A 20,650-nucleotide genomic window follows, 5' to 3' on the forward strand; every position below is an offset into this window, starting at 1 on the left:
CCGCTGCCGGTGTGGGTAGAGTGGCAAAAAACACAAACGGGAATCGCCTGATGTGCCTGATTGTTTTTGCCTGGCGGCCGGGCCATGCCCAGCCGCTGATCGTCGCGGCCAACCGTGATGAGTTCTACGCCCGCCCCAGCCTGCCGCTGGCGCAGTGGCCGGATGCGCCCGAAGTCTACGCCGGCCGCGACCAGGAAGCGGGCGGCACCTGGCTGGGCGTGAATGCCGATGGGCGGTTTGCGGCCCTGACCAATATCCGTGATCCGCACCAGCCGCCGGCACGCAAGTCCCGCGGGGAGCTGGTGGCACGGTTTCTCAGTGGTTCGCTGCCGATTGACCAGTATTTGGCCGACGTTAACGGCCGTTCGATTGAATATGCCGGGTTTAACCTGCTGGTGGGGACGCGGGAAGAGTTGTGGCATTACAACGCCAATCACACCGAGCCGACGCAGTTGAAAGCGGGCGTGTATGGGTTATCCAATGCAGGGCTGGATACACCTTGGCCGAAACTGCTTAAGGCCAAAGCCGCGCTGAGTGAGTTGCTGAACGATCCCCAGCCCGAAGCGCTACTGGAGATTCTGAGCGATCCGCAGACTGCACCGTTTGCCGAGCTGCCGGATACCGGCGTGGGGTTGGCGACGGAGAGTTTGCTGTCGAGTGTGTTTATCGCCAGCCCCAGTTATGGGACACGGGCGAGCACGGCGTTGATTGTGAATGCCGATGGCACGCGGCGGATGGTGGAGCGCAGCTTTGGACCGCATGGTGGGCGGCTCGGAGAGGTAGAACTCAAGTTCTGACGCTGATGCCGTCTTACCCAGCAGCGCCCCCCCGTAGCAGCTGTCGAGCGCAAGCGAGGCTGCGTCGGGCGCGCTACCGATTCAGGACCGAGTTGCGGCCGACGCAGCCTCGCTTGCGCTCGACAGCTGCTACGGGCGGGGGCTGCGTATCGCCATTAAAGGGTCTTGGCAGACGCCGGGTTGATCATCCGCGTCAGCCCCAGGTTTTTCAGCGCCAATTGCAGCGAGCTGTGGATAACCTGCGGGTTGTCGATGGTCATCAACTCCGCCAGCAGATCCTTGGCCATGCTCAGTTCAACCTGGCGCAGCATCCACTTCACCTTCGGCAGGTTGGTGGCGTTCATCGACAGGCTGTCAAAGCCCATCGCCATCAACAGCACCGCTGCCGCCGGGTCACCGGCCATTTCACCGCAGATGCTCACCGGCTTGCCTTCGGCATGGGCGTCGCGCACCACGTGTTGCAGGGCTTGCAGCACCGCCGGGTGCAGGTAGTCGTAGAGGTCGGCCACCCGTGGGTTGTTACGGTCCACGGCCAGCAGGTACTGGGTCAGGTCGTTGGAGCCCACGGACAGGAAGTCCACCTGCCGCGCCAGTTCCTTGGCCTGGTACACCGCCGCCGGGATTTCGATCATCACGCCAATCGGCGGCATCGGTACGTCGGCGCCTTCGTCGCGCACTTCGCCCCAGGCACGGTGGATCAGGTGCAAGGCTTCTTCCAGCTCATGGGTGCCGGAGATCATCGGCAGCAGGATGCGCAGGTTGTTCAGGCCTTCGCTGGCCTTGAGCATGGCACGGGTCTGCACCAGGAAGATTTCAGGGTGGTCGAGGGTAACGCGAATACCGCGCCAGCCGAGGAAGGGGTTGTCTTCCTTGATCGGGAAATACGACAGTGACTTGTCGCCACCGATGTCCAGGCTGCGCATGGTCACCGGCAACGGGTGGAAGGCGGACAGTTGCTCGCGATAAATCGCCAGCTGCTCCTTCTCACTCGGGAAACGCTGGTTGATCATGAACGGCACTTCGGTGCGGTACAGCCCCACGCCTTCGGCGCCGCGCTGTTGCGCGCGCGCCACATCGGCCAGCAGGCCGGTGTTGACCAGCAGCGGTACACGGTGACCGTCGAGGGTCACGCACGGCAGTTCGCGCAAGGAATCGAGCCCGAGCGCCAGTTGCTTCTCTTCTTCCACCACCTCGGCGTATTGCTTGCGCAGGACTTCGCTGGGGTTGGTAAACACCTCGCCGCGATGCCCATCGACGATCATGTCGATACCGTCGACCTTGGAGTACGGCAGGTCCACCAGGCCCATCACCGTCGGAATGCCCATGGCCCGGGCCAGGATCGCGACGTGGGAGTTACCCGAACCCAGGACCGAGACCAGGCCCACCAACTTGCCTTCGGGCACTTCGCCGAGCATGGTGGCGGTCAGTTCTTCACTGATCAGGATGGTGTTGTCGGGGTAGACCAGGTTGGTGCTGCGGTCTTCCTGCAGGTAGGCCAGCAGGCGGCGGCCGAGGTCGCGCACATCCGAGGCCCGCTCGCGCAGGTAGGCGTCGTCCATCAATTCGAAACGGTTGACGTGATCGGTGACCACCTGACGCAGCGCGCCCTGGGCCCACTGGCCGGTCTTGATCACGGTCTTGACTTCGTTCCCGAGGGACGCGTCGTCGAGCATCATCTGGTACACGTCAAACAGCGCGCGCTCTTCGGGGCGCAACTGGGTGGCCAGCTTGGTCGACAGGTTGCGCATGTCGGCGCGCACGCCTTCCAGGGCCGTCTTGAACAGTTTGATTTCAGCGTCGATGTCGTCGACGTGCTTGTCCGGCACCACATCGAGGTCGGCCGGCGGCAACATGACCACGGCAGTACCGACCGCCGCCCCCGGTGAACCCGGTACACCGACGAACTTGGCTTCCTGGATCCCCTTGCCCTGGCCGCCCAGGCCGCGAATCGAGCCGGTGGCTTCGGCGTGGGCGATAACCCCGGCGAGCTGCGCGCTCATGGTCACGAGGAAGGCTTCTTCGCCCTCGTCGAACTGGCGACGTTCTTTTTGCTGGATGACCAATACGCCGACGACGCGGCGGTGGTGAATGATCGGTGCGCCGAGGAACGAGGCGTAGCGCTCTTCGCCGGTTTCGGCAAAGTAGCGATAACGCGGGTGATCGGCCGCGTTTTCAAGGTTCAGGGGTTCTTCACGCGTCCCCACCAAGCCCACCAGACCTTCATTGGGCGCCATGCTGACCTTGCCGATGGAGCGCTTGTTCAAGCCCTCGGTGGCCATCAGCACAAAACGGTTGGTCTCTGGGTCCAGCAGGTAAACCGAGCAGACCTGGCTGCCCATGGCTTCCTTGACGCGCAACACAATAATCCCCAACGCCGCCTTGAGATCCTTGGCGGAGTTAACTTCCTGGACGATCTTGCGCAGCGTATTGAGCATGGCTCGGGGTCGAACTCCGTCGTCAGTCGCGCGCTAAAAGGCGCGGGGCAAGCTCTTTGAGAGCGCGACGATAAACCTCGCGCTTGAATGTCACCACCTGGCCCAACGGGTACCAATAACTGACCCAACGCCAGCCATCGAACTCCGGTTTACCGGTCAAATCCATCCGCACCCGCTGCTCGTTGGAGATCAGGCGCAGGAGAAACCATTTCTGCTTCTGGCCGATGCACAGCGGTTGGCTGTGGGTACGCACCAGGCGTTGCGGCAAACGATAGCGCAACCAGCCCCGGGTACAGGCCAGAATCTGCACATCTTCACGCTCAAGGCCGACTTCTTCGTTCAACTCACGGTACAAGGCGTCTTCAGGGGTTTCGTCGGGGTTGATTCCGCCTTGAGGAAACTGCCAGGCATCTTGGTTGATTCGGCGAGCCCATAGCACCTGTCCGGCATCATTCGTAAGAATAATCCCGACATTAGGACGGAAACCATCGGGGTCGATCACGGCAACAACCTCGCAAACGCATGTCGCCGCATTGTTCCACAAAGGTTGTTCCAGCGGCAACGAGGCTTCTTACCTTATGTGCACTCTTGTGAAAAGACCGTATTCTGGACGCCTTTTTACAGACTTTTCAGCGAGTAACTGCAATGCGCCTGGCTTTATTCGACTTGGACAACACCCTTCTCGGCGGTGACAGCGACCACGCCTGGGGCGATTACCTCTGCGAACGGGGGATTCTCGACGCGGTCGCCTACAAAGCCCGCAACGACGAGTTCTACCAGGACTACCTGGCCGGCAAGCTGGACAACGCCGCCTACCTGAACTTCTGCCTGGACATCCTCGGCCGCACCGAGATGGCCCAGCTGGACGAATGGCATAACGACTATATGCGCGACTGCATCGAGCCGATCATGCTGCCCCTGGCTGCTGAACTGCTGGCCAAGCACCGCGCCGCTGGCGACAAGCTGGTGATCATCACCGCCACCAACCGTTTCGTCACCGCGCCAATTGCCGCACGCCTGGGCGTCGAGACGCTGATCGCCACCGAGTGCGAGATGGAAAATGGCCGCTACACCGGGCGCAGCACTGATGTGCCGTGTTTTCGTGAAGGCAAGGTGACGCGCTTGAATCGGTGGTTGGAAGAGACTGGCTACAGCCTGGAAGACAGTTACTTCTACAGCGACTCGATGAATGACCTGCCGCTGTTGGAGCAGGTGACGCATCCGGTGGCGGTGGATCCGGATCCGAATCTGCGCGCTGAAGCCGAGAAGCGGGGTTGGCCGGTGATTACGCTGCGTAGCTGATGGCCCTATCGGGGGCAAGCCCCCTCCCACACTCGACCGCATTCCAAAGGATGTACTCGGTTAAATGTGGGAGGGGGCTTGCCCCCGATGCAGCCGACGCGGTTTAAAACCCTAAACCGGCTTGGCGCCCATGAGCCCGGCAATCGCCACAAACCCCACCAGGCTTACCACCGCCAGCACCAAGGTGAAATTCAGGCTGCCGCCCTCGCCTTTGCGCAGCCGGTTAAGCCGTGCCACCAGCCAGAACCAGGCCAGCGCGGCCACGGTGTAGAGGATGCTGGAACCCAGGATCCAGGTCTGCCCCAGCGGCCAGCCGACCAGGTGCACCAGCCACCAGCCGGTAAACGGCATGCTGACCATGCAAACGCCCATCAGCAACCACACGAACGCCCACGGGCGCTGCACAGTCACGGCCGGGCCGGCGCTGCGCTTGCGCCAGGCCAACAGCGCCAGGCCGAGGCCGCTGAGCAGCAGCAACACCGTGGCGGCGATGTGGATAACTTTGAGGGTGGTCAGGGTTTCCATATGTCGTTTTCCTTAAAGGCCGCCCCAATCAGCGTAGTCGCTCAACCGAGAAACAGTTTGTAGGCCGGGTTATCGCTTTCATCCCAATACGGGTAGCCAATGGCTTCCAGGGCCGCCGGGACCAGGTGACGCTCGCTCGCCGGCACTTGCAGACCGGCGACCACACGGCCGTCAGCGGCACCGTGGTTGCGATAGTGGAACATCGAGATGTTCCAGCGTCCGCCCAATTTGTTAAGAAAGTTGAACAGCGCCCCAGGACGTTCCGGGAATTCGAAACGAAACACCACTTCATCACTGACCTTGGCCGCATGCCCGCCGACCATATGGCGGATGTGCAACTTGGCCAGTTCGTTCTCGGTCAGGTCCAGCACCGGGAAACCCTGGCTGGTGAGGCTGGCGATCAGCGCACTGCGCGGGTCGTTTTCCGGGTGGGTCTGCACGCCGACAAAGATGTGCGCTTCGCTGCCGGAGTGGTAGCGGTAGTTGAACTCGGTGATCTGGCGCTTGCCCACCGCCTCGCAGAACGCCTTGAAGCTGCCCGGTTTCTCAGGGATGGTCACGGCAATAATGGCTTCGCGACCTTCACCCAGCTCGGCGCGCTCGGCCACATGGCGCAGGCGGTCGAAGTTGACGTTGGCGCCGGAGTCGATGGCCACCAGGGTCTGGCCGGTGACGCCACGGGTCTCCACGTATTTCTTGATGCCTGCTACGCCGAGCGCGCCGGCCGGCTCGGTGATGGAACGGGTGTCGTCGTAGATGTCCTTGATCGCGGCACAGATTTCATCGGTGCTGACGGTGATCACTTCATCCACATAGTGTTTGCAGATGTCGAAGGTGTGCTGGCCGATCTGCGCCACCGCCACGCCATCGGCAAAAATGCCCACGGTGGGCAGCACCACACGCTCGCCGGCGGCCATGGCAGCTTGCAGGCAGTTGGAGTCGTCCGGCTCGACGCCGATGATCCTGATCTCCGGGCGCAGGTATTTCACGTACGCCGCAATGCCCGCGATCAGCCCGCCGCCGCCCACCGGTACGAAAATCGCGTCCAGGGGCCCCGGGTGCTGGCGCAGGATCTCCATCGCCACGGTGCCCTGCCCGGCAATGGTGTGCGGATCATCGTAGGGGTGAATGTAGACGTAGCCTTTTTCGTCGACCAGCTTCAGCGAGTAGGCCAGGGCTTCCGGGAAGGAATCGCCGTGCAGCACTACTTTGCCGCCACGGGAGCGCACGCCTTCGACCTTGATCTCCGGAGTCGTCTTGGGCATCACGATCGTGGCCTTGACCCCCAGCACCTTGGCCGCCAGGGCCAGGCCCTGGGCATGGTTGCCCGCCGAGGCCGTGACCACGCCGCGCGCGCGCTCTTCAGCCGTCAATTGAGTCAGCTTGTTGTACGCGCCGCGAATCTTGAACGAGAACACCGGCTGCAAGTCTTCACGCTTGAGCCAGACCTTGTTGCCCAGCCGCTCGGAGAGCTGGCGGGCGGTCTGCAGCGGGGTTTCTACGGCAACGTCATAGACGCGCGAGGTGAGGATCTTTTTGACGTACTGTTCAAGCATCGGCGGAAATCACTGGGCGGGTTGGGCAGGGCCAAGGAGTCTAACCCAGCGTTTGGCCGGGCGACCACACGAATCCGGAGGTTTTGTTGGGTTATACTCGCGCCCCTCTTTACTCCCCGCCCGTTCCGGAGCCCGCATGACCCAGGATCAACTCAAACAGGCAGTGGCCCAGGCCGCCGTCGATTTAATCCTTCCCAAACTCGACGACAAGAGCATCGTCGGTGTCGGCACCGGCTCCACCGCCAACTGCTTTATCGATGCGCTGGCCCGGCACAAAGGCGCGTTCGACGGCGCCGTTGCCAGTTCCGAAGCCACCGCCGCGCGCCTCAAGGGCCATGGCATTCCGGTGTACGAGCTCAACACCGTGAGCGACCTGGAGTTCTACGTCGACGGCGCCGATGAAAGCGACGAACACCTGAACCTGATCAAGGGCGGCGGTGCAGCCCTGACCCGCGAGAAAATCGTCGCGGCGGTGGCCAAGACCTTTATCTGCATCGCCGACGCCAGCAAGCTGGTACCGGTGCTCGGCGCGTTTCCGCTGCCGGTGGAAGTCATCCCGATGGCCCGCAGCCACGTGGCTCGCGAGCTGGTGAAGCTGGGTGGCGATCCGGTGTACCGCGAAGGCGTGTTGACCGACAACGGCAACATCATCCTCGACGTGTTCAATATGCAGATCACCAACCCGGTGGAGCTTGAGACCCAGATCAACGCCATCGTCGGCGTGGTCACCAACGGCCTGTTCGCGGCGCGTCCGGCGGATGTGCTGCTGCTGGGCACTTCCGAAGGCGTGAAAACCCTTAAAGCCTGATGCAAAACCCAATGTGTCTCAGGGATTGGGTTTCTTGAACACGTAGAACAGGTTCGGCTCACTGACCAGATACAACGTGCCCTCGTCATCCATGGCGATCCCTTCGGCCTGGGGCACCCGTTTTTTCAGGCCATGGCGCCCATTGAGCAGAGACAGGCTGCTCAATGGGCGACCGTCGATATCCAGCTCCAGCACCAGGAACGACTCATCCGACAGCGCCAGCAAATGACCGCTGCGCTCGTCGTATTGCAGGCTCGACAGGTCGCGCACAAACAGCCCGGCATCGCGCTTGGGGTTGTTGATCACGTGCACCGAGTAGGTTTTTTCCGGTTTGAAATGGGGAAAGCCGTGGACCTCGTAGATCAGCATCGGGTCGCGTTCCTTGGCCACGAACAGGCGCTTGCCCACCGAGTCATAGGCCAACCCCTCAAACCCCTTGTTGCCCCCGACATGCAGGCCCAGGGTCATCTGTTCCGCATCGGCGGCGTCGAGGAATTGGGTATCGTCGTCCACATGCACCTTGATCAGCCGCTGCTGGCGCTCGTCGGTGATGACATAGATGTTGTCGCTGATAAATTCCACCGCCTCGGCATCACCAAACCCCACCAACGGGATGCGTCGCAGGATCTTGCCCTCAAGGGACAGCTCGATCAGCTCGGCATTTTTATTGGTGACCGTAAACAGGCTCTTGCGTACCGGGTCGTAGGTGAGGGCCGAGACATCGTCGTCGAGCCCTTCGATAACCTGGGCCTCAAGGGTCACTCGGTAATCCGCCAGGCCGATGGAGCGCTCGTCCGCCGGCTGACGCCAGGCCTGCCAGTTGAACCAGGCGCGCTCGAACAGGCGAAAATGCTGCGCAACCGCCCCGGCGCTGACCAGGGCGATCAACACCAGCATAAAAAGAATGGGTTTGGGGCGGGCAAATCGACGCATCGGGCGGTGCTCAAAGTCAAAAGTGGCGAATGAATATCACGCCTGTCTGAATTTAAACTTAAACGCACCCTGGTGTCTGGCGAATGCCGCTAATAGAGAAATATCCGACGTGATTCGTCTGTTATTTCTGCTTTTCGAAACGATAGAACAGGTTTGGCTCACTGACCATATAGAGCGTGCCGTCTTCATCCATGGTGACCCCCTCCGCACGGGGGATGGTGTTCTTGAGGCCGTTGAAGCCACCGAGCAGGGTCATGAAGCTGACTTGTTCACCCTTCTCGTCCAACTCCAGCAACAAGTGGGAGTCGGCCGATAACACCAGCAGATGGCCGGTGCGCGGGTCGATGGCCAGGGCCGAAAGGTTGCGCATGTCCAGCTCTTTGCTGGCCAGTTTCTGTTTATCGCCGACCAGGGTCTGGCTGCCGTCGCTTTTCCAGGTGAACAACGCCGGCGGCCGCTCTTCACCCAGCACAAATTGCTGATTGCGCTTGTCCCAGGTAAGCCCCTCGAACGCTTTGTTCTGATCCTTGGACGGGCCCAGGTCATAGCTCGGGAAGTCGGCCTTGTTCAATTGCTGGGTGGCAGCGTCGATCTTGACGATGGTCAGGTTGTGCTGGCGTTCGTCGACCACGGCCATCAGGCCATTTTCCATCACGGTCACGCCTTCCGGGTTGTCCCAGCCATTGAGCGGCATCTTGCGCAATACATCGCCTTGCAGGCTCAGCTCGACAAGGAACGGGTTTTTACCCATGACGGAAAACAGGGTTTTGGTCTGCGGGTTATAGGAGACGTCCGAGGCTTCGTCTTTCTCCATGCCCGGCAAAACCTTGGCGTCGATGACAACGTGATAGTCAGGCAACCACACACTTTCGCTGCGCTCGGCGGGCGTTTCAAAGCCCTCCAACAGCCACAGCACGCCGCGATCGTCCCAATGCATGGCCCAGGAAATGCCGTACACGATGGCACCCGCCAGAAATAGCCAGGAATACCAGCGCAAGGCAAAGCGAGAGCGCGGCTTGGGTGTGGCGGAAGGCAGGGACACGGCCATTGGGTGCTTTTCCGGAAAGTCAGCGGTAGGTGATAGCACAGGATCAATGGACCCGCGCGCAGGAGGCTGAGGATTATCCGGATGGGGTGTGAAAAAAATGCAAAAGCCGATGCACGAGATGGATTCGGACCCAATGTGGAAGGGGGCAAGCCCTAATGCCAGTCAGTTAAGCGTACATCGCCTCCTGTAGGAGCGAGCTTGCTCGCGAAAAACGTCAACGATAACGCGTGCTTCCTGAATGAACGCGGCGCCTGTGAGTTTTTCGCGAGCAAGCTCGCTCCTACAAAAAGCCTTAACTGACTGGCATTAGGGCAAGCCCCCTTCCACATCAGGTGCTTATCGAACGCTGCTTTCGAAACGATTCACGCCGGTCAATTCCAACACCAGGTCATCACCCACATTCAATGGGCCCACGCCGGCCGGGGTGCCGGTGAGGATCACGTCGCCGGCCTGCAGCGAGAAGCAGCCGGCCATGTACTGGATCATCGGCACGATCGGGTTGAGCATGCTCGCGCTGTTGCCGTCCTGGCGCACTTCGCCATTGATGGTCAGGCGAATGCCAATATCGGTCACGTCCGCGAAGGTGCTGCCGACCACGAACGGCGCAATCACCGCCGCGCCGTCGAAGGACTTGGCGATTTCCCACGGCAGGCCCTTGGCTTTCAGCTCGGATTGCTTGTCGCGCAGGGTCAGATCCAGGGCCGGGGCGAAGCCGGAGATGGCGTCCAGCACTTCTTCACGGCTGGGCTTGTTCGACAGCGGCTTGCCGATCAGCACCGCGATTTCCGCCTCGTAGTGCACCGAACCGCGCTCGGTCGGAATGCTGAAACCGCCTTCCAGCGGGACGACGCAACTGCCCGGCTTGATGAACAGCAACGGCTCGGTCGGCACCGGGTTGTCCAGTTCCTTGGCATGTTCGGCGTAGTTACGCCCAATACACACCACTTTACCGACAGGAAAGTGGATATTGGTGCCGTCGACATACTTGTGCTGGTAGCTCATGAAACGACTCCTTCGGGGGCGGTTAAACCGCGAAAATCTTGCCAGGGTTCATGATCCCGTTCGGGTCGAACACCGCCTTCACTGCTTTCATGTATTCGATCTCAACCGGCGAACGGCTGTAGGTCAGGTAATCACGCTTGGTCATGCCCACGCCGTGTTCGGCGGAGATCGAGCCGTTGTACTTCTGAACGGTTTCGAACACCCACTTGTTCACCGTGGCGCACTTGGCGAAGAACTCATCCTTGCTCAGGTTTTCCGGCTTGAGGATGTTCAGGTGCAGGTTGCCGTCGCCGATATGGCCGAACCAGACAATTTCGAAGTCTGGGTAGTGTTCGCCGACGATCGCATCAATTTCCTTCAAGAACGCCGGCACTTTGGAGACGGTGACCGAAATATCGTTCTTGTACGGCGTCCAGTGGGAAATGGTCTCGGAGATGTACTCGCGCAGTTTCCACAGGTTATGCAGTTGGGTTTCGCTCTGGCTCATCACGCCGTCCAGCACCCAGCCCTGCTCGACGCAGTGCTCGAAGGTTTCCAGGGCGTGGTTGGCGACTTCTTCGGTGGTGGCTTCGAATTCCAGCAGCGCGTAGAACGGGCACTCGGTTTCGAACGGCGCCGGCACATCGCCACGACCGAGGACTTTGGCCAGGGCCTTGTCGGAGAAGAACTCGAAGGCGGTCAGGTCCAGCTTGCCCTGGAAGGCGTGCAGCACCGGCATGATCGAGTCGAAATCGGTGGTGCCGAGCACCATCGCGGTGAGGTTTTTCGGCGCACGGTCCAGGCGCATGGTGGCTTCGACCACAAAGCCCAGGGTGCCTTCGGCGCCGATAAAAAGTTGGCGCATGTCATAGCCGGTGGCGTTCTTGATCAGATCGCGGTTCAGCTCCAGCACATCACCCTTGCCGGTGACGACCTTCATGCCAGCCACCCAGTTGCGGGTCATACCGTAGCGAATGACCTTGATCCCGCCGGCATTGGTGCCGATATTGCCGCCAATCTGGCTGGAACCGGACGACGCGAAGTCCACCGGGTAGTACAGGCCTTTTTCTTCGGCGACGTTCTGCAATTGCTTGGTGACCACGCCCGGCTGGCACACGGCGGTGCGGTCGGTGAGGTTCACGTCGAGGATCTGGTTCATATAATCGAACGAGACGACCACTTCGCCATTGGCCGCCACGGCAGCAGCCGACAGGCCGGTACGACCACCGGATGGCACCAGCGCCACCTTGTGCGCATTGGCCCAACGGACGATGGCCTGCACTTGCTCGGTGGTCTTGGGGAACACGATGGCGGTGGGCGCGGGCGCGAAGTGCTTGGTCCAATCCTTGCCGTAAGCCTCCAGGGAGTCGGCGTCGGTCAGCACTTTGCCGGGCTCAACCAGGGTCTTTAGCTCATCAATCAGGGCAGGATGGGTCATCGACAGAACTCTCGAACAATTCATGGTCATCCTGAGAACGCTTCACGTCGCAGGAATAGGTGTTTAGCGGGGCGCGTATGCTAGCATACCGCCCCCGCAGGACAGAGCCCAAGGGCGTTTCTGCGGTGACGGCTTTCCTGCCGTCCGGGTCAGCTCTGTGCCCTGATTTACCAATACGTTTCTGTTTGACGAGTGGCTGTTGTCGTCAGGCAAGGCGCCGCGACGACTCATAGCTGGCTATGGGGAGGAGCGGCAACGCAGCATGACGGCAACAGACGCCGTCAAACGGGAACAGTATTGGTGAATCAGGGCACATCCGGCTATTCGATTCCCTGCCATTTTTCTCCGGGATACAGGTTTACGCAGATGAGCAAGACTTCTCTCGATAAGAGCAAGATCAAGTTCCTTCTTCTGGAAGGCGTCCACCCATCGGCCGTCGACGTACTGAAGGCCGCCGGGTACTCCAGCATTGAGTACATCACCAGTTCTCTGCCGGAAGCCCAGCTCAAGGAAAAGATCGCCGACGCGCACTTTATCGGCATTCGCTCCCGTACTCAGCTGACCGAAGAGATCTTCGATCACGCCAAGAAACTCGTGGCGGTCGGCTGTTTCTGCATCGGCACCAACCAGGTCGACCTCGACGCAGCGCGCGAGCGCGGCATTGCAGTGTTCAACGCCCCGTACTCCAACACCCGTTCCGTGGCGGAGCTGGTGCTGGCCGAGGCCATCCTGCTGCTGCGCGGTATCCCTGAGAAGAACGCTTCCTGCCACCGTGGCGGCTGGATCAAGAGCGCGGCCAACTCCTTCGAAATCCGGGGCAAGAAGCTGGGTATCGTCGGTTACGGCTCGATCGGCACGCAACTGTCGGTACTGGCCGAAGGCCTGGGCATGCAGGTGTTCTTCTACGACACCCTGACCAAGCTGCCATTGGGCAACGCCACCCAGGTGTCGAGCCTGACCGAGCTGCTGGGCATGTCCGACATCGTCACCCTGCACGTTCCGGAAACCGCCGAGACCCAGTGGATGATCGGCGAGAAGGAAATCCGCGCCATCAAGAAAGGCGGCATCCTGATCAACGCTGCACGGGGCACCGTGGTCGAGCTGGACGCCCTGGCCGACGCGATCAAGGACAAGCACCTGATCGGCGCCGCAATCGACGTGTTCCCGGTGGAGCCACGCTCCAACGACGACATCTTCGAAAGCCCGCTGCGTGGCCTGGACAACGTGATCCTGACCCCGCACATCGGCGGCTCCACCGCTGAAGCCCAAGCCAACATCGGCCTGGAAGTGTCGGAGAAGCTGGTCAAGTACAGCGACAACGGTACCTCGGTCTCGTCCGTCAACTTCCCGGAAGTGGCCCTGCCGGCTCACCCTGGCAAGCACCGCCTGCTGCACATCCACCAGAACATCCCTGGGGTGATGATGGAGATCAACAAGGTGTTCGCGGAAAACGGCATCAACATCTCCGGTCAGTTCCTGCAGACCAACGAGAAGGTCGGCTACGTGGTGATCGACGTCGACGCCGAGTACTCGGACCTGGCGCAAGAGAAGCTGCAGCACATCAACGGCACTATCCGTAGCCGCGTGTTGTTCTAACGCTGCACACGCTGCACAAAAAATGGGAGACCCGCAGGGGCCTCCCATTTTTTTGTCTGAACACATCTTACTTGACGTTAACCGTGATCACTTTCGAGGCTACAGTGGGCTCGAATTGGCGATGCACGTTGTCGCCTGCGACCAGTTGCAGGGTGTGCTTGCCTGGAGCCAGGGTCAGTTCGGTTTCAGTCTGCGCCTTACCGAAGTGAATCGACGTGGCGGTGGCTGGGATGGCCTCATCAGCCTTCAGCGACTGTACATCCTGGTCTACCAGCAGATGATGGTGGCCGGCGTTTGGTACTTGCTTGTCGATCGGCTCAAGGTCCAGGCCCTTGACGCCGAATTTGATGGTGAAGGTTTTGTCGACGGTCGCGCCATCCTTGGGCGAGACGATAAACACCTCAGCCCCCTTGGGCGCGGGGGTACGCGGAACATCGGCGGCATTCGCCAACATCGAGGCACCCAGCAGCAGGCTGGCAATGGTTGCACGGGACAATAGGGCTTTCATTCGCTTCTCCAGTTTTTCCATGAAATCTGTAGGGTTCTGACAACTTCGCGACAAATTGCTGTCCAAGGCACTCACCACCATAGCAAAGCGATGCTGAACGGCGCCTCGCACATTCGAATTCTTTAGGAGTGACCATGCGCTTTTCGCCTGGCCTGTTACTGTTGCTGCCCCTTCTGAGCCCCCTGGCTCATGCCGAACTGATCGACGATGTAAACGATCGCGGCGAACTCCGCATCGCCCTTGAAGCCAACACACCACCGTACAATTTCAAGGAAGGCGACAAACTCACCGGCTTTGAAGTCGAGCTGGGTGAACTGCTGGCAAAGGAAATGGACGTGCGCCCCTCGTTTATCACCACCGACGATGCCGACATGCTGCCGGGGGTCTCAACCGGCAAATACGATGTGGCCATCAACCATGTCGCTATGACTGCCGAGCTTAAGGATCAGTTCGATTTCAGCGAGGCTTATCACGACAAGCCTGAACTGGCGATCCCGTTCCAGAAGGGCAACCCGGCCTTCAAGACCAGCCTGGACGGGGCGTTGAAGCGGGTGAAGGACGATGGCCGATTAAAGGCACTGTCCCAGAAGTGGTTCGAGGACCAGGCCCCTACAGGCGCGCCAACGCCAGTGCCGCCGCAGGCAACTCCAGCTCACTGAACACCTGCACGCCATGGCGCTTGAGCAGCGCCGCCGTGACGCCTTCGCCACTGACCTTGACACCGGTGAAAGTGCCGTCATAAGTCAGCAGGTTGCCGCAGGACGGGCTATTGGCCTTGAGAATGGCGATGCGGATGTGATGGCGCTGCACCAACGCCAAGGCTTGCCGGGCGCCGTCGAGGAAGGCGGCGCTGAAGTCTTCGCCCTCGGCCGTCAACACTTGGGCGCGGCCTTCCCACACATCGATGCCCTGCCCACCTGGAATCTCGGCAGAGGGCCTGGGCGTCGGCAGACCGCCCGACACTTCCGGGCAGATCGCAACCACGCGCCCTTCAGCCTGCCACGCCGCCAGTTGATCGAACGGCCCGCTGGCCCCACCGTCGTAGCGCACCTTGTGGCCAAGCAGGCAGCGGCTGATCAGAATCTTTTGCATGGTTAGAACGGCTCGTTGCCGCGCCGACGAAACCAGCCGGTGAGAGACAGGCGCTCGCGCGTAGCCGGCATGACTTCGTGGGGCACTTCGCCCGACAGGAACACCACCAGGCATCCACCGCTGGGCACCACGTCGTATTCGACGCCGTCCTTGAGGTACATACGCAACTGGCCACCGTGCTCGGGCAACCAGGCGTCGTTCAAGTAGATCACCGCCGAAACCATGCGCCGATCATCGTCGCGGAACCGGTCCAGGTGCCTGAGGTAAAACGCGCCGGGGGGATACATCGCGAAGTGGCTTTCGAAATCCTCAAGGCCGAGGAACAAACCACGGTTCATCGCCAGGCGCAGCGTGTCCATCAACGCCATATAGCTGTCACAGACCGCCGCGTCGCCCTCCTCCAGCCACTGGATATGGTCGCCGCGAATACCCTCGCGAATCTCCTGGGCCGGCCCGCGCCCCACTGCCGCCGGGGCCAGTTCACCCTCGGCCGCACGTTTACGGCACTCAGCCGCCAGTTCCAGGGTCAGAGCCTGGGGCAGGAAGCCGTTCTGCTGCGACCAGCCTTTTTCGGCCAGGTCATCGACGATGCGTTGCAGCAGGGGGTGATCGAGGGGTATTTGCATGGCGCGCATAGTATCCATACGCCTGTGAATCCGACAGAGCCGCCGAGCGTCTGAATACACTTTAGTCAGCTGACTGATAGGACTTCTCGACAAATCCTACGCCCGACACGGACAATAGTGGCCGACTGACAGGAGTCCATATGCGTCGTTTGTTTTTTTCCTTGCTGATGTTCTGCGTTTTGCCCGCCTGGGCAGACGGCCATGACCAGTTGTACAAGGTCGCCGGCTGGGCCGAACAACGTGCGCATTTCAATGACGCCCTCAGTGCTGCCCAGCAACGCTACCGTAACAGCCTGCCGCCGGCGGTGTACCAGGCGCTGGTGGACAACAGCAACAAGCGCTTTGCCGCCCAGGCCATGGACCAGCGCGCCGAAGCCCAGTTACGCAAGCACCTGGCGGACCCTGCGCCGGCCCTGGCGTTTTTCCAATCGCCCCTGGGCCGCAAGGTCGTTGCGGCCGAGTTGCTGGCCACGCGCCGCGACCAGTTGGCAAAAAACGCCCAAGGCCTGCCGCACATCGAGGCTGACGCCACTCGCAGCCTGATCATCGGCCACCTGGCCCAGGCCTTGCCCGCCCGCGAAGCCGGGGCGGAAGTGAGCCTGGCGATCGCCGGCGTGGCCGCCGACAGCTTGAGCCAGATGATCCCCGGCCTGCTGGGTGGCGGCCAGGCCCAAGGCATGCTGAATGGCCAGCGTGAGCGGCTGATGCAACAGATTGGCAATGACCTGAACAACACTCTGCTCTACGTCTATCGGGATTTGTCCGACCCGGAGCTGGAGGAGTTCGCGACGTTTGCGGAGTCACCGGAAGGTAAGGCGTATTACCAGGCGGCGCTGGCGGCGATTCGCGCAGGTCTGGCAGTCGGCCAGAGCACCTCAAGCCTGGCGCAGTAGAACATGTGGGAGGGGGCTTGCCCCCGATGGCAGTGGGTCAGCTACAGATAAGCTGACTGATGCACCGCTATCGGGGGCAAGCCCCCTCCCACATTTGGATTGTGTTATTTCAAATGGTCTGTCAAATACCGGAAGTACTCTTTGCGAATCTGCGGAATCTCATTCGCCAGGTGATGCCGGCCGCGCGGCAGCATCAACAACTCGGGCTGGTCGAACTTGCCCCGCAGCACCTGCAAGTTGTGCTGCCAATCCACCGTCATGTCTTCCTCACCCTGCACAATCACCGGCCGCCGAGGGCTGCGCGGGGCGGCTTCGATGCGTTTGATCCAGCGCGCCAGGGCACCTACCCAGGCGGTGGGCAGTTGGCGGGGTTGCAGCGGGTCGGCTTCCAGGAACGGCTTGAACGCCGGGTCGTGAGTGTTCTCGCTGAAACGCCGGGCGATGCCTTTGACGAACGGGCGCAGCAGGTAATAGCTGACCTGTGACCATCCCCACGCACGCGGCCGCACCAGCGGTGAGAGCAGGAAGGTCTTGCCCTGGGCGGGGCTGTCGGCCCCCCGGTTGAGCAAGTGATCCACCACCACCGCGCCGCCGGTGCTTTGCCCGAACAAGTGCCAGGGCTGCGGCAATTGCAGCGCTTGGGCCTGGACGAACAGCGCCTGCACCACTTCCTGGTACACGGCAAAATCATCGATGCTGGCGCGCGCGCCGCTGGACAAGCCATGGCCGGGCAAATCGCAGGCGATTACCACAAAGCCCTGGTCCAGGGCCCAGTCCACCACGTGGCGATACAGGCCCATATGGTCGTAGAAGCCGTGGAACATAAACATCGTCGCCACCGGCACGGGCGGCCACCACACCTGGGCGACCACCTCGAACCCAGCCACCTCGAAACGCCCCAGCCGACTCACTGTCGGCACGTTGCGTGCACTCAGGTCCAGTCCGTAGAAACGCTGGTAGACCCGCGCTTCGGCTGAAAGCGGTTGCGCATCCACCAGGGGCCGCAGGCTTTCGCGAAGGTGATCAGGGTCAAAGGTCACAGGCATAAAGGCTTCCAGACTTGCGGCGAAGATGAATATCGAGCTGCGATATTCATCTGTCAGGACAAGCATGGCAAGCTACGCGACCTGCGAGGATAGATCCGAATGCGACAGCCTTACCGTAACGCCCTGTTCGCCAGCCTGATCCTGATCATCTGCGCCGGTGTGCTGTGGGCGGCGTATGACTGGTTCCAGGGCCGCTACCTGCGCGCCTTCAGCGAACACACGGCGGTATTCTCCGGCGACCCTCTGCGCCTGCCCGCCGAACTCAGCGGCCCCGGGCCGATCCGCCTGGTGCATTTCTGGGATCCGGCGTGCCCGTGCAATGTCGGCAACCAGCAGCACCTGGGCGAGTTGATCGAGCAATACGCGCCCCAGGGCGTCGAGTTCTATGCCCTGCAAAAAGCCGGCAGCCACGGCCAGTTGCCCGATAACCTGCGCAAGATGAAAACCCTCACCGCCCTGCCCGGCGCCGACCAGGTGCCGGCCAGCCCGGCCGTGGGCATCTGGGACCGCACCGGCAAGCTCGCATATTTCGGGCCCTACAGCGAAGGGCTGACGTGCAATTCCAATAACAGTTTTATCGAGCCGATCCTGAAAGCCCTTGAAGCCGGCCGAGCGGTGAATGCCACGCACACCCTGGCGGTGGGCTGCTATTGTTCGTGGTCGAAAGATCTGTAGCTCGTCCCCACTCTCGGTAAGGAATGTCCATGAAGCGCGTCTTGCGGGTTCTCGCGGTTCTGCTGGTGCTGATCGCCCTCGGTGCGGGCTGGTACGTCTACAGCAAGCAACCCACCCGCCAGGGCACGGTTGAACTGGCCAACCTGCAAGGCTCGGTCACCGTGCGCTACGACGACCGTGGCGTGCCGCATATTCGCGCCGAGAACGAGACCGACCTGTATCGCGCCCTGGGCTACGTGCATGCCCAGGACCGCCTGTTCCAGATGGAGATCATGCGCCGCCTGGCCCGTGGCGAACTGGCCGAGGTGCTCGGACCGAAGCTGCTGGAGACCGACAAGTTGTTCCGCAGCCTGCGCATTCGTGACCGCGCCGCCACCTACGTGGCCCAGCAGGACCATGAGTCGGCGCACTGGAAGGCCCTGCAAGCCTATCTGGACGGGATCAACCAGTATCAGGACAGCCACGCCCGCCCGATGGAGTTCGACGTACTGGGCATCCCCAGGCGCGCGTTTACCGCCGAGGACACCATCAGCGTCGCCGGGTACATGGCCTACAGCTTTGCCGCTGCGTTTCGTACCGAGCCCTTGCTGACTTACGTCCGCGACCAACTGGGCAGCGACTACCTGAACGTCTTCGACCTCGACTGGCAACCCAAGGGCGCCCTCAACCTGGCCGACAGTGACTGGAAAACCCTCGGCGCCCTCGCCGCCCTGAGCGAGCAGGCGTTGGCCGACAACGGCTTGCCGCAATTCGAGGGCAGCAACGCCTGGGCCATCAGTGGCAGTCGCACCAAGAGCGGCAAACCGCTGCTGGCGGGTGACCCGCATATTCGCTTCTCGGTGCCGTCGGTGTGGTACGAGGCGCAGCTGTCGGCGCCGGGCTTCGAGCTGTATGGCTATCACAACGCGCTGGTACCCGTGGCGTTCCTGGGGCACAACCTGGATTTCGGCTGGAGCCTGACCATGTTCCAGAACGACGACCTCGACCTGATCGCCGAAAAGGTCAACCCGGACAACGCCAACCAGGTCTGGTACCACGGCCAGTGGGTCGACATGACCCGCAGCGAGCAACAGATCGCCGTAAAAGGCCAGGCACCGGTCAGCCTCACCCTGCGCCAGTCACCCCACGGCCCGATCGTCAATGACGTGCTCGGCGACAACGGCGGCAAGACGCCAATTGCCATGTGGTGGGCGTTCCTCGACACCCAGAACCCGATCCTCGAAGGTTTCTACCAGCTCAACCGCGCCGACACGTTGGCCAAGGCCCGTACGGCGGCGTCCAAAGTGTCGGCACCGGGGCTGAATATCGTGTGGGCCAATGCCAGGGGCGATATCGGCTGGTGGGCGGCGGCACAGTTGCCGATTCGCCCGGCAGGTGCCAACCCAGGGTTTATCCTCGACGGCAGCACCGCCGAAGCCGACAAGCTGGGCTTCTACCCCTTCAGCGCCAACCCCCAGGAAGAAAACCCGGCGCGTGGCTATGTGGTCTCGGCCAATGCCCAGCCGGCGTCGCCCACCGGCATGGAAATCCCCGGCTATTACAACCTCGCCGACCGGGGCCAGCAGTTGAACGCGCAGTTGAGCGACAAGAGCGTGAAGTGGGATGTGACCAACAGCCAGGCCCTGCAACTGGGCACCACCACCGCCTTCGGCCCGCGCCTGCTGGCGCCGCTGTTGCCGGTGCTGCGCGAGGTGGTCACAGACCCGGCACAGTTGAAGCTGGTGGAACAGCTTGCCGGCTGGAAGGGTGACTACCCGCTGGATTCCACCAGCGCCACGCTGTTCAACCAGTTCCTGTTCAACCTCGCCGACGCGGCCTTCCACCCGAAGCTGGGTGACGGGATGTTCAAGACCCTACTCACCACCCGCGTGATCGACGCCGCCCTGCCCCGCCTGGCTGCCGACCCGGCCTCGCCCTGGTGGGACGGCAAGCGCGCCGACACCGTCAAGCGGGCCTGGGACAACAGCCTCGCGCACCTCAAGACCACCTTCGGCGATGACCCGACGCAATGGCAGTGGGGCAAGGCCCATACCCTGACCCACGGCCATCCGCTGGGCTCGCAGAAACCCTTGGACCTGATCGTCAACGTCGGCCCGTTCCCGGCCCCCGGCACCCATGAAGTGCCGAACAACCAGTCGGCCGTCATCGGCCCCGCGCCCTGGCCGGTGACCTACGGCCCGTCCACCCGGCGCCTGATCGACTTTGCCGACGTGGCCCACGCCCTCACCATCAATCCGGTGGGGCAAAGCGGCGTGCCGTTCGACAAGCACTATGGCGACCAGGCCGAGACCTATATCGAAGGGGGTTACGAGCAGGCGCATTTCACCGATGAGGAAGTCACGGCCAATACCCGCGGCACGCTGAAGCTGCTGCCGGCGCGATAACCCCTTG

Annotated in this window: 20 protein-coding genes; 8 read left to right on the forward strand and 12 right to left on the reverse strand. The window is 61.7% G+C overall.

Annotated elements, in window-relative coordinates; all coding sequences use genetic code 11:
* Positions 1–50: 50 nt before the first annotated feature.
* Entirely contained in the window at positions 51–797 is a 747-nt protein-coding gene (locus V3W40_RS13205; RefSeq protein WP_141607548.1) for an NRDE family protein, read from the forward strand.
* 155 nt (positions 798–952) lie between these two features.
* Here V3W40_RS13205 and ptsP read toward each other — a convergent pair whose 3' ends face one another.
* Both ptsP and V3W40_RS13215 read right to left on the reverse strand, forming a co-directional pair.
* Positions 953–3,232, reverse strand: a complete 2,280-nt coding sequence (gene ptsP, locus V3W40_RS13210; RefSeq protein WP_027608425.1) for a phosphoenolpyruvate--protein phosphotransferase — start codon at positions 3,230–3,232, stop codon at positions 953–955.
* A 22-nt stretch (positions 3,233–3,254) separates the two neighbouring features.
* Positions 3,255–3,734 (reverse strand): RNA pyrophosphohydrolase, encoded by a 480-nt coding sequence (locus V3W40_RS13215; RefSeq protein WP_003176750.1) that lies wholly within the window; start codon positions 3,732–3,734, stop codon positions 3,255–3,257.
* Between the two features lie 143 nt (positions 3,735–3,877).
* Between V3W40_RS13215 and V3W40_RS13220 the strand changes: the two genes are divergently transcribed.
* Positions 3,878–4,534, forward strand: a complete 657-nt coding sequence (locus V3W40_RS13220) for an HAD family hydrolase (protein ID WP_137212342.1) — start codon at positions 3,878–3,880, stop codon at positions 4,532–4,534.
* Between the two features lie 111 nt (positions 4,535–4,645).
* On the opposite strand, the gene V3W40_RS13225 is transcribed toward V3W40_RS13220, so the two are convergent.
* On the reverse strand, positions 4,646–5,059 hold the full coding sequence (locus tag V3W40_RS13225) for a DUF2269 family protein (protein WP_065938081.1): 414 nt from the start codon (positions 5,057–5,059) through the stop codon (positions 4,646–4,648).
* Between the two features lie 41 nt (positions 5,060–5,100).
* A complete protein-coding gene (gene ilvA / locus V3W40_RS13230) occupies positions 5,101–6,615 on the reverse strand; it encodes a threonine ammonia-lyase, biosynthetic (RefSeq protein WP_281113334.1) in 1,515 nt (504 codons plus the stop codon).
* A gap of 136 nt (positions 6,616–6,751) precedes the next feature.
* Here ilvA and rpiA point away from each other — a divergent pair, with 136 nt between their 5' ends.
* The gene (rpiA, locus tag V3W40_RS13235) at positions 6,752–7,423 is read left to right on the forward strand and encodes a ribose-5-phosphate isomerase RpiA (protein ID WP_027608421.1); all 672 of its coding nucleotides are present in this window, start codon (positions 6,752–6,754) and stop codon (positions 7,421–7,423) included.
* Between the two features lie 18 nt (positions 7,424–7,441).
* Here rpiA and V3W40_RS13240 read toward each other — a convergent pair whose 3' ends face one another.
* The 4 genes from V3W40_RS13240 to V3W40_RS13255 all read right to left on the reverse strand — a co-directional run bounded on the left by V3W40_RS13240 (position 7,442) and on the right by V3W40_RS13255 (position 11,823).
* Positions 7,442–8,356, reverse strand: coding sequence for an SdiA-regulated domain-containing protein (locus V3W40_RS13240; RefSeq protein ID WP_027608420.1), 915 nt, complete (start codon positions 8,354–8,356; stop codon positions 7,442–7,444).
* A gap of 121 nt (positions 8,357–8,477) precedes the next feature.
* Complete coding sequence (locus V3W40_RS13245) at positions 8,478–9,404, reverse strand: SdiA-regulated domain-containing protein (RefSeq protein WP_065938078.1); 927 nt, start codon at positions 9,402–9,404, stop codon at positions 8,478–8,480.
* A 336-nt stretch (positions 9,405–9,740) separates the two neighbouring features.
* On the reverse strand, positions 9,741–10,406 hold the full coding sequence (locus V3W40_RS13250) for a fumarylacetoacetate hydrolase family protein (RefSeq protein ID WP_027608418.1): 666 nt from the start codon (positions 10,404–10,406) through the stop codon (positions 9,741–9,743).
* A 22-nt stretch (positions 10,407–10,428) separates the two neighbouring features.
* Positions 10,429–11,823: an FAD-binding oxidoreductase gene (locus V3W40_RS13255; RefSeq protein ID WP_065948776.1), complete on the reverse strand. Its 1,395-nt coding sequence runs from the start codon at positions 11,821–11,823 to the stop codon at positions 10,429–10,431.
* A 366-nt stretch (positions 11,824–12,189) separates the two neighbouring features.
* On the opposite strand from V3W40_RS13255, the gene serA reads away from it, so the two are divergent.
* Positions 12,190–13,419 (forward strand): phosphoglycerate dehydrogenase, encoded by a 1,230-nt coding sequence (gene serA, locus V3W40_RS13260; RefSeq protein ID WP_027608416.1) that lies wholly within the window; start codon positions 12,190–12,192, stop codon positions 13,417–13,419.
* 67 nt (positions 13,420–13,486) lie between these two features.
* On the opposite strand, the gene V3W40_RS13265 is transcribed toward serA, so the two are convergent.
* Positions 13,487–13,927 carry a DUF4399 domain-containing protein gene (locus V3W40_RS13265; protein WP_330215134.1) on the reverse strand — a complete coding sequence of 147 codons (441 nt, stop codon included), beginning with the start codon at positions 13,925–13,927 and terminating at the stop codon, positions 13,487–13,489.
* A 134-nt stretch (positions 13,928–14,061) separates the two neighbouring features.
* On the opposite strand from V3W40_RS13265, the gene V3W40_RS13270 reads away from it, so the two are divergent.
* Positions 14,062–14,586 carry a transporter substrate-binding domain-containing protein gene (locus tag V3W40_RS13270; RefSeq protein ID WP_051429424.1) on the forward strand — a complete coding sequence of 175 codons (525 nt, stop codon included), beginning with the start codon at positions 14,062–14,064 and terminating at the stop codon, positions 14,584–14,586.
* On the opposite strand, the gene V3W40_RS13275 is transcribed toward V3W40_RS13270, so the two are convergent.
* The gene (locus V3W40_RS13275) at positions 14,537–15,019 is read right to left on the reverse strand and encodes a DUF523 domain-containing protein (protein WP_027608414.1); all 483 of its coding nucleotides are present in this window, start codon (positions 15,017–15,019) and stop codon (positions 14,537–14,539) included. The genes V3W40_RS13270 and V3W40_RS13275 overlap by 50 nt on opposite strands.
* 2 nt (positions 15,020–15,021) lie before the next feature.
* Positions 15,022–15,654, reverse strand: coding sequence for a 2OG-Fe(II) oxygenase (locus V3W40_RS13280; RefSeq protein WP_065924356.1), 633 nt, complete (start codon positions 15,652–15,654; stop codon positions 15,022–15,024).
* Positions 15,655–15,785: 131 nt separating this feature from the next.
* Here V3W40_RS13280 and V3W40_RS13285 point away from each other — a divergent pair, with 131 nt between their 5' ends.
* Positions 15,786–16,538, forward strand: coding sequence for a DUF2059 domain-containing protein (locus tag V3W40_RS13285; protein WP_065938073.1), 753 nt, complete (start codon positions 15,786–15,788; stop codon positions 16,536–16,538).
* Positions 16,539–16,642: 104 nt separating this feature from the next.
* Here V3W40_RS13285 and V3W40_RS13290 read toward each other — a convergent pair whose 3' ends face one another.
* A complete protein-coding gene (locus V3W40_RS13290) occupies positions 16,643–17,584 on the reverse strand; it encodes an alpha/beta hydrolase (protein WP_330215135.1) in 942 nt (313 codons plus the stop codon).
* Positions 17,585–17,683: 99 nt separating this feature from the next.
* On the opposite strand from V3W40_RS13290, the gene V3W40_RS13295 reads away from it, so the two are divergent.
* Both V3W40_RS13295 and V3W40_RS13300 read left to right on the forward strand, forming a co-directional pair.
* Positions 17,684–18,259 carry a DUF6436 domain-containing protein gene (locus V3W40_RS13295; protein WP_330215136.1) on the forward strand — a complete coding sequence of 192 codons (576 nt, stop codon included), beginning with the start codon at positions 17,684–17,686 and terminating at the stop codon, positions 18,257–18,259.
* Between the two features lie 29 nt (positions 18,260–18,288).
* A complete protein-coding gene (locus V3W40_RS13300) occupies positions 18,289–20,643 on the forward strand; it encodes a penicillin acylase family protein (protein WP_330215137.1) in 2,355 nt (784 codons plus the stop codon).
* The last annotated feature ends 7 nt before the right edge of the window (positions 20,644–20,650 follow it).

It is taken from the genome of Pseudomonas sp. AM8 (assembly GCF_036346475.1).
Taxonomy (GTDB): domain Bacteria; phylum Pseudomonadota; class Gammaproteobacteria; order Pseudomonadales; family Pseudomonadaceae; genus Aquipseudomonas; species Aquipseudomonas marginalis.